The organism is Paenibacillus curdlanolyticus YK9 (assembly GCF_000179615.1).
In the GTDB taxonomy this organism is placed as follows: domain Bacteria; phylum Bacillota; class Bacilli; order Paenibacillales; family Paenibacillaceae; genus Paenibacillus_T; species Paenibacillus_T curdlanolyticus.
The window spans coordinates 1-13,193 of the sequence record NZ_AEDD01000013.1 but is presented as its reverse complement, the minus strand read 5'-3'; the positions used below and the strand labels follow the sequence as shown (position 1 = coordinate 13,193).

10 protein-coding genes and 2 pseudogenes are annotated in these 13,193 nt (G+C 52.0%); 11 read left to right on the top strand and 1 reads right to left on the bottom strand.

The genetic code is table 11. The features are described 5' to 3' along the window. Positions 1 to 17: 17 nt before the first annotated feature. The 11 genes and pseudogenes from PAECUDRAFT_RS21240 to PAECUDRAFT_RS21190 all read left to right on the top strand — a co-directional run bounded on the left by PAECUDRAFT_RS21240 (position 18) and on the right by PAECUDRAFT_RS21190 (position 12,291). Positions 18 to 947 carry an ROK family protein gene (locus PAECUDRAFT_RS21240; RefSeq protein WP_006040212.1) on the top strand — a complete coding sequence of 310 codons (930 nt, stop codon included), beginning with the start codon at positions 18 to 20 and terminating at the stop codon, positions 945 to 947. After that, entirely contained in the window at positions 919 to 1,953 is a 1,035-nt protein-coding gene (locus tag PAECUDRAFT_RS21235; protein WP_006040211.1) for a dihydrodipicolinate synthase family protein, read from the top strand. Before PAECUDRAFT_RS21240 ends, PAECUDRAFT_RS21235 begins: the two co-directional genes overlap by 29 nt. Continuing rightward, positions 1,946 to 2,635, top strand: a complete 690-nt coding sequence (locus PAECUDRAFT_RS21230; protein WP_006040210.1) for an N-acetylmannosamine-6-phosphate 2-epimerase — start codon at positions 1,946 to 1,948, stop codon at positions 2,633 to 2,635. The genes PAECUDRAFT_RS21235 and PAECUDRAFT_RS21230 overlap by 8 nt, the downstream gene beginning before the upstream one ends. Before the next feature lie 837 nt (positions 2,636 to 3,472). Beyond that, positions 3,473 to 4,081, top strand: coding sequence for a DUF5071 domain-containing protein (locus PAECUDRAFT_RS24975; RefSeq protein WP_006040208.1), 609 nt, complete (start codon positions 3,473 to 3,475; stop codon positions 4,079 to 4,081). Between the two features lie 36 nt (positions 4,082 to 4,117). Beyond that, positions 4,118 to 4,522 (top strand): hypothetical protein, encoded by a 405-nt coding sequence (locus PAECUDRAFT_RS21220; protein ID WP_006040207.1) that lies wholly within the window; start codon positions 4,118 to 4,120, stop codon positions 4,520 to 4,522. Beyond that, positions 4,523 to 5,152, top strand: coding sequence for a hypothetical protein (locus tag PAECUDRAFT_RS21215; RefSeq protein ID WP_006040206.1), 630 nt, complete (start codon positions 4,523 to 4,525; stop codon positions 5,150 to 5,152). A 237-nt stretch (positions 5,153 to 5,389) separates the two neighbouring features. Further along, positions 5,390 to 7,234 (top strand): assimilatory sulfite reductase (NADPH) flavoprotein subunit, encoded by a 1,845-nt coding sequence (locus PAECUDRAFT_RS21210; RefSeq protein WP_006040205.1) that lies wholly within the window; start codon positions 5,390 to 5,392, stop codon positions 7,232 to 7,234. A gap of 85 nt (positions 7,235 to 7,319) precedes the next feature. Then, positions 7,320 to 9,053 (top strand): assimilatory sulfite reductase (NADPH) hemoprotein subunit, encoded by a 1,734-nt coding sequence (gene cysI / locus PAECUDRAFT_RS21205; RefSeq protein ID WP_006040204.1) that lies wholly within the window; start codon positions 7,320 to 7,322, stop codon positions 9,051 to 9,053. Positions 9,054 to 9,130: 77 nt separating this feature from the next. After that, positions 9,131 to 10,060: pseudogene (gene tyrS / locus PAECUDRAFT_RS21200) on the top strand (tyrosine--tRNA ligase); the annotation flags it as partial. Positions 10,061 to 10,091: 31 nt separating this feature from the next. Beyond that, positions 10,092 to 10,448: a DUF1304 domain-containing protein gene (locus PAECUDRAFT_RS21195; protein ID WP_006040202.1), complete on the top strand. Its 357-nt coding sequence runs from the start codon at positions 10,092 to 10,094 to the stop codon at positions 10,446 to 10,448. 154 nt (positions 10,449 to 10,602) lie between these two features. Beyond that, a complete protein-coding gene (locus tag PAECUDRAFT_RS21190; RefSeq protein WP_006040201.1) occupies positions 10,603 to 12,291 on the top strand; it encodes a glycoside hydrolase family 13 protein in 1,689 nt (562 codons plus the stop codon). 520 nt (positions 12,292 to 12,811) lie between these two features. Here the strand turns inward: PAECUDRAFT_RS21190 and PAECUDRAFT_RS21185 are convergent. Then, a pseudogene (locus tag PAECUDRAFT_RS21185) lies at positions 12,812 to 13,193 on the bottom strand (transcriptional regulator); the annotation flags it as partial.

Genomic DNA, 13,193 nt, shown 5'->3' with positions numbered 1-13,193 from the left:
AATGGCGGGGATGTAGCATGAAGCATTATATCGGGATTGATATCGGCGGCACTTCGATCAAATATGCTGTTTTCGACGAGAAGGCGACGATCCTCTTCCATCATGCAGTGTTGACGCCTATCGGGAATGCAGGCGATCAGATACCGAAGGCGTTATACGGCATTATCGATCAATTGATGTCGGTGTATGACGGCGTGCAGGGAGTTGGCATCAGTACGGCAGGCGTGGTGAACCCGTTGAGCGGAGCAATCTTGTTCGCGGGAGACACGCTACCGGGATATGCGGGCACGAAGCTGAAGGCGCTTCTTCAGCAGCGGTACGGCTTGCCTGTCGCTGTCGCGAACGATGTGAATGCGGCAGCATGCGGCGAATGGTGGAAGGGAGCGGCACGCGGCTATGGGCATTTCTTCTGCGTGACGATCGGCACAGGCATCGGCGGCGCGCTCTTCAGCGGCGGCCAGCTCGTTCACGGACGGCGATTCCGGGCGGGTGAAGTCGGGCATGCGCTGTACGATAAACGATCAGGAACGACCTACGAGCAGCGGGCATCGATGACGGCTTTAATGCAAATGGCAGCGGCCGAGCTGCCGGACTTTCACGGAGGCGGGCGCGAGCTGTTCGACCTCGCGCGCAGCGGCGATGCAGCGTGCGCGGCTCTGATCGCTCGCTGGACGGAAGAAGTCGCGCGAGGCTTAGCCGAAATTACGCTCGTTGCCGATCCAGCCATGATCGTAATCGGCGGGGCCGTTTCGGAGCAGAAGGAATTCCTGCTGGACTTTATCCGAGCACATTTGAATCGTTATGTGCCCGCCCAGTTCGGGCATGCACCGCTGGTGGCAGCCCAGCTGGGCAATCGGGCCGCCTTGTATGGCGCAATCTATCCATTTTTTTATACAGAAGAAACGGAGCGTGACAGCTATGGCAACCGCATTGATCAATCAATTTGAAGGGATTTATATCGCCCTGTATTCGGCTTACGACGAGAACGGTGAGGTCGATCGGGAGCGTGCGCGACAGCTTGCCCGTTATTATGCTTCGACAGGCGTGAAGGGCTTGTATGTATGCGGCAGCTCGGGCGAGGGGATGTTGCAAAGCGTGGAAGAACGCAAGCGGATGCTGGAGGCGGTCATGGAAGAAGTGAAAGGCGAATTGACCGTTATCGTGCATGTAGGCGCCAACGCTACCCGTGACAGCGTGGAGCTGTCGCGGCATGCCGAGCAATGGGGCGCGGATGCGATATCGGCGGTGCCGTCCATATATTATCGGCTGTCAGAGGCTGCGGTCGAGAACCACTGGCAGCAAATGATCGACAGCACGTCGCTGCCGTTCATCATTTATAACATCCCGCAGACGACTGGCTTTAACCTTTCCTTAAACCTGCTGTCGAGAATGGCTGCGCAGGAGAAGGTGATCGGGGTCAAAATGTCCGGTGAAAGCACCTTCGATCTGCAGCAATTTAAGGTTGCCGGCGGGGACGACTTCCTTGTTTTCAACGGACCTGACGAGCAGTTTCTGGCTGGACGAATTATGGGAGCCGATGGCGGTATTGGCGGTACGTACGGCGTAATGCCGGAGTTGTTCTGCGCCTTGAACCAGCTGTTCAAGGACGGTCATATTCAGGAGGCGCAAGCGCTGCAGACGACCATTAACGGCTTGATCAAAAAGCTGCTCGGCTACCCTTCGCTGTATGGCGCATGCAAATATGTGCTTGGCCTGCGCGGCATTCAGACCGGACAGCCGCGGCTCCCGCTGCTCCCGGTGCGCGAGGAGGACCACGCTTCGCTTGCTGTGCTGAATGAGGAAATCATCGCTGCGATTGCTCGTTATGGAATGGCGGCGGGAGGGGCTGAGGGAGCTAAGGGAGCTGAACGGGCTGAAGGAGCCGAGGGAGCCGAGGGAGCCGAGGGAGCTAAAGGGGCTGAGCGAGCCGAAGGAGATGGACGCGATGCTTAAGGAAATCGTCGGCGGTCTCGTCGTTTCCTGCCAAGCGCTGCCGCATGAACCGCTGCATAGTCCCTCGATCATGGCCAAGCTGGCGTTGGCCGCCATGCAGGGCGGGGCGGTCGGCATTCGCGCGAACACCTTGGCAGATATTCGCGCGATTAAATCCGAAGTTTCCTTGCCTGTCATCGGTATCGTCAAGCGGGATTATGAAGGCAGCGATGTCTTCATTACCGCGACCATGCAGGAAATAGACGAGCTGCTGGAAAGCGGGTGCGAAATGATCGCAATGGACGCAACGAGCCGGGTGCGGCCGGGCGGAGTAACGACCGCCGAGCTCGTCGACTATTGCAGGAGGTGCAGCCCATCTGTAGAGCTTATGGCCGACATCTCCACGGTCGAGGAAGCGGTAGCCGCCGCGGCGCTGGGGTTTGACTGCGTCTCGACTACGCTTCACGGCTATACGGCTGGGACATCGGCTTCCAAGCTGTATGATAATGACTTCGCGTTTCTCAAGGCTGTGCTGTCAGCCGTCTCGATTCCGGTTATAGCGGAAGGAAATGTGCGCACGCCGGACATGCTGGCGCGCTGCCTGACGCTGGGCGCAGCTTCCGCCGTCGTCGGCGGAGCGATTACGAGGCCGCTTGAGATTACAGAGCGCTTCGTCGCGGCGATTGGGAGCGAGTCGGCTTAGCGCAGCGACTAGCGACACCGATACCAATCCAAGCATCGCGTGGTTTAGAAGCAACCGGTACGCCCGATGGGGCGTGCCGGTTTTTGGTTTGTTTTTGGGCAGCATCGTTGTTGGCAGGGCATGGTATAATCGCCGTGGATGGTGATTATTGCTGCTGCTGCTGCTCCTTGAGTGCTCCGGTGCTGGTGTATTTGGCGAGCTGCGAGAGATCGCTGTGGTCATGCCGGGACGCGCTATTGCGGCTAAAGCTGCAAGTGTGCGGCCGGTGGAATTACTGCAAATGCCGTCATGGACGCTATTGCGGCTAAAGCCGCGAGTGTCGCACTGCTGCACCAGTCGCACCGCCGTAATTGCACATTGTCGGTCGCTAATTTGCTTAAACTCGCCAAGCAGCTGTTCAACCGTCAGATCTTTCTCACGCTTCTGGCTGCTGTTGTCCCTCCCCCTGCTGCCCGACTACTACTATAGCGTCACTGTTGTCATTGTGTCGTCACTACGCCACACGGCTAACGGACTCCACAGCCCTTATTTCGAGTAAAATGCCTAGTTTTCCTCTGCAACGGACCCCAGTGCCGTTATTTGGAGGATTTACATGCTCGCAGGAGTCAATTTGAGCAAATAACGTCTCCTGGGTCCGTTAGAATCAGAAAAGCTTGCTTTTCGGCCAAATAACGCCCGCTGAGTCCGTTAGAAGTAATGACATTGCTTGAATTATTGCAATTGTGTAGGTTTCCTACAACAATTCAATAGGGGACATGTTGAATGTTAAATTACATATGGCTTAACGCGATCAGAGCATAGTAACAGTGAGGGACATTAGGTGAGGGGAACACACGATTGGTAGATGATGTTCGATTAGCATTTATCGTTCAATCGAAAGATATACAGCCATTCATTCCGGAATTGCTCGAGGGCATACAGGATATGAACTGGCCGAACGCCTGTTCAATTGTTGAAATACTGAGTGCTCATCCTGAGGAAGTAATGCCGCATGTGAAGGGGATTTTGTTGTCTGATGATACGATGTGGGTTTATTGGATTTTGGAGCGATTAATTCCAAATTGGCCTCTCCATTTAGTTAAAGCAGTACAGGCTGAATTAATCATTCTTCTTAATCGGTTAGATCCATATGAAGAGAACGATTTGAAGGCTGCGTGTATATTGCTCGACAGTGGCTTAATGAAATGGTCAGACGTATCGGAAGTGATTGTGGCAAAAGAGGAACAAGTTGTTGCTCAATTATCGGTGTATTCTGCTGAGCAAATTGAACACTTCGAGGAGCTTGAACGGTATCGAATAGAGGTATTGCTGAATGATCCGAGATTAATCGTTGAGTACGTTCAAGAAAAGAATGAGATATTGAAGATGAAATCTAAATACGAGACACAAGTAGGTTATTTGGAGTCAATACGTGAGTTTAGGGAGCAGTGCGAAGGTATTTCATAGCATTTTGCAACCCATCAGTGAGGGAGGCGATCAAAAGTGGATTTTGTGAAATCTAGAAAACTGAAGTCAGACCAAGCATTAATTAAGCCTGTTTATGAAATGCTAGCCGAAGATCAGCAATGGTTAGATGATTTATGGCATTCGATTAGAACGGGTAATCATTCTGAAATCATGAGTGAATGTGAGATTCAAAAAGTTTCAACATTTACCTTTGATAAGCTAGCCCGTCTAGACGCCTATTTAAAATCAATAAAGTTGAATAAGAAGTCAGCTCAAACGTTAGCATTTTATAGGGAATACGTAGAACTTCTGTTGAAATATCATAAAAATAATAAGTTTGATTCCGATTACATACTTCAATACATGTATCTCTATAGCGAATTAGTTTTAGGCTCTCAACGTTATAAACTTTGTAATTATCATTCGTCGGGAGTTGAATGAATGCCCCCCTATTATAGCATTCACTTCTCATTTCCTTATTCTTCTTATTCTCCTACATTCGTAGAAGATATTTATACGATTATTTTTAAGTACTTTCCTTTTAAATCGGGATATTGGCATGCCGAGCATGATTCGTTTGAGGAAATCGTGAAGTGGAATGATAGATTACTGTCTAAAAAATTCATACTAGGTTATGACCAACATTATACACATGATTATAAACAATTATTGTTAGATTCAGCTATGCATCACGAACTTCGCTTGTTTTGGATGTATGGTGCTAATGAAATTACATTACATTTCATTACCTCTGAGGATGATGTGCTGTTAGCTTATCCTCCATTAAGATTTGATTTGTCTAAATTACAGCCTTTTATTAATCTTTCCGTTGATCTATGGACTTCCCAACCAGCAAGTGTTGTTCAGACCTATCTTGAACTAGGGGAACCGGTCCGACTAAGGAAGCTTAACAAAGGAGCCCAACCATCGATAGAGCCTTTTTGTATGATGGGACGGGAATTGTTTAATAAAATGAAAAGCTCGCTTCCTGCTAACTACGTTTCAAAGCTACACAACAGAGGTGTACTAGTTGTCGATCAGGACTACTTGGGCTCCTTCAACCATAACTAACCCAAGCCACTTCATCCAAAGTGGCTTTTTTCACGTTTTCGACACCGCATTTCCCCATTATTTGACTAGCCACTGCCTTTATAACTAAAAATAATAAATACTACAGAATATCTTATAGACAAATGTCGACGAAATCATTGAACCAAATCGTAGTCTGCGGTAGTATTAACACAGGTTAAAACTTAGTAACATGGTCGGAATTTTGAATTTTCAGAGAATGATGTGAGGTGGATGGAGTTGCAACTTCAAGTGACGAATAGTCCGTTTACGAGCGAGCAAGCAGAAGTACTCAACAAGCTGCTCCCGACGTTGACGGAAGCTCAAATTAATTGGTTAGGCGGCTATTTAGCCTTTTATCGCGCAGGGGACGTAAGCGCAGCAGCATCGGTAGCGGCGGCAAGCGCGATTGCGGAGGCGCCAGCAGCGCCGGCTGTGCCGCAAGGTCCACGCGAAGCGACGATTTTGTTCGGATCGCAGACGGGCAATTCGCAGCGATTGGCAGGACGTCTGGCAGAGAAGCTGAAGGGCGAGGGCTTCGAGGTTACGCTGTCGGCGATGAATAAGTACAAAACGAACAATTTGAAAAAAGCGGGATATCTCTTCATCGTGGCAAGCACGCACGGCGAGGGAGATCCGCCGGATAACGCGATGTCGTTCCATGAGTTCTTGCACAGCAAGCGTGCGCCGAAGCTGGACGAAGTGAAATTCTCCGTGCTTGCACTGGGTGACACGTCGTATGAATTTTTCTGCAAAACAGGCCAAGATTTCGACGCGAAGCTCGCAGAGCTTGGCGCACAGCGGATCGTTGACCGCGTCGATTGCGACGTAGACTTCGAAGATTCGGCAGCTGGCTGGCTCGCAGCTGTAACGAGTGCCGTAACTGCGGCTCCTGCAGCAGCAGTTCAAAGCACGGCAGGCGCAGCTGTTTCCGCGTCTGCAGCAGCAACGGAATCCGAATATTCCCGCAACAACCCGTTCATGGCGGAAGTGCTCGACAACTTGAACCTGAACGGCAGAGGCTCGGACCGCGAGACGCGCCACGTTGAGCTTTCGCTCGAAGGCTCCGGCCTGACGTATGCGCCTGGCGATGCAGTTGGCGTATACCCGACGAATGATCCGGCTTTGGTTGATGCGATCATCGCGGAGCTGAAGTGGAATTCGGAGGATGCAGTAGTAACAGGCAAAGCAGGCGAGACGTCTTCGCTGCGCACGGCGCTTTTGCACCACTTTGAAATTACGGTATTGACTAAGCCCCTGCTGGAAAAAGCGGTTGCCTTCTCGGGCAGCAGCAAGCTGGCAGACCTGGTGAAGCCAGAAAATAAAGAAGAGCTGAAAGCCTACACGACTGGCCGCGATCTGCTTGATCTGCTTCGCGACCACGGTCCTTGGACGCTTGCAGCGGCTGACGTAGCGACACTGCTTCGCAAGCTCCCGCCGCGCCTGTATTCGATCGCGAGCAGCATCAACTCCCATCCGGAGGAAGTGCATCTGACGATCCGCAAAGTGGAGTACGAAGCGCATGGCCGCGAGCGCAAAGGCGTTTGCTCGGTGTTCGCATCCGAGCGTCTTGAAGCGGGCGACAAGCTGCCGATTTTCATCCAGCAGAACCCGAACTTCAAGCTGCCAGTTAATCCGGATACGCCGGTGATCATGGTTGGGCCGGGCACAGGCGTAGCGCCGTTCCGTGCATTCCTTGAAGAGCGCGAAGAGCTGGGCGCAGGCGGCCAAACGTGGCTGTTCTACGGCGACCGCCATTTCGTAACGGACTTCCTGTACCAAACCGACTGGCAGCGCATGCTGAAGGACGGCGTGCTGACGAATCTGGACGTAGCATTCTCGCGCGACTCGAAAGAGAAAGTATACGTTCAGCAGCGGATGCTTGAAAATGGCGAAGAGCTGTACAAATGGCTGCAAAACGGCGCGCATGTATATGTTTGCGGAGACGAGAAGCATATGGCGCATGACGTCCATGCAGCGCTGCTCTCGATTATCGGCCAATATGGCGGCAAATCGCCTGAAGCGGCAGCGGCATACGTGTCGGAGCTGCAGGATCAAGGACGTTACCAACGCGACGTATATTAAGCGCTTGTTCGGAAGCGTATCGTGACATAGATGCAATAAGCATGAACCCATCCGACGGATGCGGGCAAAGGAGCTAATAACAATCATGGCAAAAAACCATAAGGTCGAGCCGATCGGCGGACCGCCGAGTGACGTAGAACTTCTCAAGCTGGAGAGTAATTATCTCCGCGGATCGATGACGCAATCGCTGAATAACCGCGTAACGGGCGGACTGCCTGAGCTGGACAACCGCCTTCTGAAATTCCACGGCAGCTACATGCAGGATGACCGCGACTACCGCAACGAGCGGGAGAAGCAAAAGCTGGAGCCGTACTACCAGTTCATGCTTCGCGTCGTTACGCCAGGCGGCTTATCGACACCTGCACAATGGCTCGTTATGGACGAATTGGCTGACAAATACGGTACAGGTACGCTGCGTCTGACGACGCGTCAAGCTTTCCAGCTGCATGGCGTATTGAAATGGAATCTGAAAAGCACGATTCAAGAAATCAACGATGCGCTGCTAACGACGCTGGCAGCTTGCGGCGACGTAAGCCGTAACGTCATGTGTAATCCGAATCCATACCAGTCGGAAGTGCATAGCGAAGTATTCTACTGGTCGCAGCAGCTGACGTCGCATCTTGCGCCGAAAACGCCTGCTTACCATGAGATTTGGCTCGACGGCGAGAAGGTTGTAGACAGCCTGGAGCAAAATGGCGAGACGGCAGAAGTCGAGCCAATCTATGGCCCTGTTTACCTGCCGCGTAAATTCAAGATCGGTATCGCAGTACCGCCGTCCAATGACGTTGACGTGTACTCGCAGGATCTTGGCTACATCGCTGTTGTAGAAAACGACAAGCTTGTCGGTTTCAACGTTAGCGTTGGCGGCGGCATGGGCATGACGCACGGCGATACGGCAACGTATCCGCAGCTTGCTCGCGTTATCGGCTTCATCACGCCTGACCAAGTGCTGGACGTGGCAGAGAAAACCGTTATGATTCAACGCGATTATGGCAATCGTTCCGTACGTAAATACGCACGTTTCAAATATACCGTTGACCGCCACGGCTTGGATTGGTTCGTCGATGAGCTGCAAGACCGTTTGGGATGGGAGCTTCAGCCGGCTCGCGAATTCAAGTTCGAGCATACGGGCGACCGTTATGGCTGGATCAAAGGCAAAGACGGCAAATGGAATCTTACCTTGTACATCCAGAGCGGACGTATCGCAGACATCGAAGGGTACAAGCTGAGAACGGCGCTTCGTGAAATCGCGAAAATCCACACAGGCGATTTCCGCCTGACAGCTAACCAAAACTTGGTCATTGCGAACGTAACCGCACAGAAGAAAACGAAAATCGTCGCGCTTCTGAACGAGTACGGCATTGCGGAAGGCACGCAATATTCGGCGCTGCGCCGCAGCGCGCTGTCCTGCGTAGCCCTGCCAACTTGCGGTCTTGCAATGGCTGAGGCTGAGCGTTACCTGCCGACGCTGATCGAGAAGCTGGAGCCGATCCTAGAGCAAGCTGGCTTGCGCGATGAAGAAATCAACATCCGCATGACAGGCTGCCCGAACGGCTGCGCGCGTCCAGCACTGGGCGAAATCGCGTTCATCGGCAAATCGCCAGGCAAGTACAACATGTACATGGGCGCAGGCTTCTCCGGCGACCGCCTGAGCAAGCTGTACCGTGAAAACATTGGAGAAGATGAAATTATCGGTACGCTTCAGCCGATCATCAACCGTTACGCTGCTGAGCGCAACAAAGGCGAGCATTTTGGCGACTTCGTTGTTCGCACGGGCTACGTTCAAGCGGTAACGAACGGCATGAACTTCCACGATTAATTGTGGACTGAAATAGATAGGCGGTGCAGAGGTTGATCCTCGGCGCCGCCTTTTGATTTTGGATCAGCTGAGCTTAGGATGTCAGACGAAATGCGGCAACCTACGAGCAGCAGCTGTATAAGATTCTTGACCCGCAGAAGACCAAGTTTCATTTTAACTCGGCATGGCTCGAAACAATGAATTTCCAAGATGTATTGGAGCTAGCATCGAAGCTTACGGTTGCCCGCATGCTTGAACGCGATGATTTTGCCAAGCGATATGGAAACAGTCAGCCTATCCACATACATGAGTTTTTCTATCCGCTTATGCAGGCATATGATTCGGTTTCGCTGGAGAGCGATATAGAGATTGGCGGTACGGATCAAACCTTTAATATTTTGATGGGCAGAACGCTGCAAGGCGCATTTGGTTCCAAAGACGGTCAAGTCGCTATTCTGATGCCTTTGCTGGAAGGGCTGGACGGCGTTCAGAAAATGAGCAAAAGCTTAGGCAACTACATCGGGATTAATGAAGAACCGAATGAAATATTCGGGAAGACGATGTCGATTCCGGACGAGCTGATGCTAAAATATTATGAGCTGAGCACGAGCATTACCATTGAGGAGCTTCAACAGCTGAAGCAAGACTTGCAAGCAGGAGACGTTCATCCGCGCGATGTTAAGGTTCAGCTCGCCAAGCATCTGGTTCGCATGTATCATGGGGAGCAGGCTGCTGAACAAGCGGAGCAGCATTTTAACCTTGTATTCCAGAAGCGAGCGCTTCCTGATCAAATCGACGAAGCGCATGTGGGGGGAGAGCTGCTGGAGGAGGGGCGCATTTCGATCAGCAAGCTTTTGGTAACACTCGGATTCGCAGCTTCCACTAGCGAAGCGAGGCGCAGTGTTGCGCAAGGAGCGGTAAAAATCAATGAGGTTAAGCTTCTTGACCCTAACGAGAGCGTCGTCATTCAAAGCGGTGACATTGTTCAGGCAGGAAAAAGAAAATTCGCCAAAATCGTGATGGGATGAAGCGGTAGAGGCCAAGAGAAGGAGAACGGATATGTTAGCACAATTTTTCGTAGGGCTAGTGGCAGTTGAGCATGTTTATATTTTAATATTGGAGATGTTTCTATGGACGACACCGCGCGCTCGGAAGGCTTTCGGGACGAGCATCGAGCAAGCCGAGATCACGAAGCCGTTGGCGGCGAATCAAGGGCTATATAATGGATTTCTTGCCGCAGGGCTCGTGTGGGGGCTCATTCATCCGAATGCGGCGACGGGAAAGGAAGTCGAAATCTTTTTCCTAACGTGTGTGCTCATTGCGGCTCTATATGGGGGCTTTAGCGCGAAACGTTCGATCCTTCTCGTTCAGGGGCTTCCTGCATTGATTGCTTTGGCGCTGGTTCTGTGGCTGTAGCGGAACGAACGGGCCGCTAAACGAATATTGTGGAAATAGACGAGAGGAACCCTTGAGCATCAAGGGTTTTTTTATATAGAAAAGGTATGGAGAGCGGACAATTGTGGGAAATTGTTGAAGTAGGCATGGATTAGCAATGGGAGGCGGAAGCATAATGAATCAGGTGTGGTGGAAGGAAGCTGTGGTCTATCAGATTTATCCACGAAGCTTCATGGATAGCAACGGAGACGGCATCGGGGATTTGCAGGGCATTATCGCGAAGCTGGATTATTTGAAGGAGCTTGGCGTTGACGTGCTGTGGATATGCCCGTTTTTCAAATCGCCGAATGACGATAACGGCTATGATATTTCCGATTATCAAGACATTATGGATGAGTTCGGCACGATGGCGGACTTTGACGAGTTGTTGAAGGAGACCCATGCGCGAGGCATGAAGCTCATTCTCGATCTAGTCATTAACCATACGAGCGACGAGCATCCGTGGTTTATTGAATCCCGGTCCTCTGTCGATAGTCCGAAGCGAGATTGGTACATTTGGCGGGATGGCCGAGATGGCAGAGAGCCGAACAATTGGGAGAGCATATTCAGCGGCTCGGCTTGGGAATTTGACGATCGGACGGGGCAATATTACTTGCATATTTTCTCGGTGAAGCAGCCGGATTTGAACTGGGAAAATGCTGAGGTGCGCGAAGCGTTGTACGACACGGTCAATTGGTGGCTGGACAAAGGGATCGACGGCTTCCGCGTGGATGCGATCAGTCATATCAAAAAGCTGCCGGGCTTGCCGGATATGCCGAACCCGGATGGCCGGGAGTATGTGTCATCGTTCGATGGCCATATGAATCGCGAAGGCATTCAGACGCATTTGAAGGAGCTGAAGGAACGCACCTTCGACAAGTACAACATCATGACCGTTGGCGAAGCGAACGGCGTTAGCATCGAGCAGGCTGACGATTGGGTAGGCGAGGAAAACGGCAAGTTTAATATGATTTTCCAGTTTGAGCATCTGGGGCTTTGGGATAGAGGTGCCGACAGCTCGGTAGATGTGCCTGCACTCAAGCATACGCTTACCAAATGGCAGAAGGGGCTTGAGAATCGCGGCTGGAACGCTTTATTCTTCGAGAATCATGATCAGGCTCGTTCGGTATCCACATGGGGCAACGATCGCGAATATCGGGTGCAGAGCGCCAAAATGCTGGGCGTGTGCTACTTCTTCATGCAGGGCACGCCGTACATTTATCAAGGTCAAGAGCTGGGCATGACGAACGTTCGATTCGAGTCCATCGACGATTACGACGATGTCGGCATGAAAAACTACTATCGCATTGAAACCGAGAATGGGCGTCCGCATGAAGAAGTGATGGAAATCATTTGGAACCGCGGCCGCGACAATTCGCGAACGCCGATGCAATGGTCCGACGCGCCGAACGCCGGGTTTACGACAGGAACGCCTTGGATGGGCGTTAACCCGAACTACAGTAACATTAACGTGGAGCGCGAGCTGGCGGACCCGGATTCTGTTCTGAACTTCTATAAAGCGATGGCGCGCCTGCGCAAGGAGCATTCGTTGTTTGTCTATGGCACGTATGAGCTGCTGCTGGCAGAGCATGAGCAGATTTTCGCTTATACGCGCTCCGGCGAGGGCGGCAAGGCGTTGGTCATATGCAACTTCTCGCCGCATGCCGCGGAGCTGCATCTTCCTGCTGGAGTAGTCGACGGCAATGTGCGGCTTGCGCTGCATAACTACCCGGTCGAGGGCTCGGATGCGGATGCGAATGCGAGTGCGAATGCGCTGGAGCATTGTACGCTAAGGCCATATGAGGCGCGCGTTTATTTGATGTAGTAGCAGCGGCGGGGTAGTATGGATGTCTCGCTTGGCACGCACGGTTGCATGACAGAGTACGGCTGTGCATGGCAGTGTTGTACGACGTAATGCGAGAGTATGATACGGAAAGGCATCCCTACCGTATCGTGGGACAATGTGGCAAAGTACCGCACATGTGTGATCTCTTTGAACCGCCTCTCCCTTCGGGGGAGGCGGTTTTCTAACATTAGAACGTTCTAACGGACTCCAGAGCCGCTAACCCCCGCGAAACGCGCCGATTGCAACTGTAACGGACCTCACAGCCTTTATTTAGCACATTCTGGGCTGCGAAGGGGCAATTTTGGCCCAATAAGGTCTCCTGAGTCCGTTACAGCAAAAAAGTGCCCGATTTGAGCCGAATAAGGCCTCCTCGGTCCGTTAGAATCCCCGTCCATGCTCGGATTGATTGAATAGATACCGCCCGACAACTGGGGAAAGCCAGTAGTCGCATTTCTAACGGACCGCAGAGCTCTATTTCCCGCGAAACGCGCCGTTGCAGCTAATCCAGACGCAAACGGTAAAGGCGATACCTCGTTTTCCCGCTCGTCGCAATCAATACGCCCAGATGAACAAGTTTGTGCAGCAGCCTCCGTGCATGGCGGTCCGTAATACGCAAATGGCCTGCAAGCTCAGATGGGGCGAACGGACGAAGCAGGCGCCGAGCAAAGCGGACCGCTTCTGCCTCCAACCAGGACCATTCGGAAGGCAGTTCCTTCGAAATGAATTTGCCGATGAACGAGAGCACGAGCTGCTGACAGCGCTGGGGCTCATCTTTGATCGAGAGGTAGGCGATCGGCAAGAAAATCCAGTCATCCAGCGCTAATAAACAATGCCGCCAGCATAAGTCTTTGAATCGTTTGACATCCAAATCTCGGGCGTGA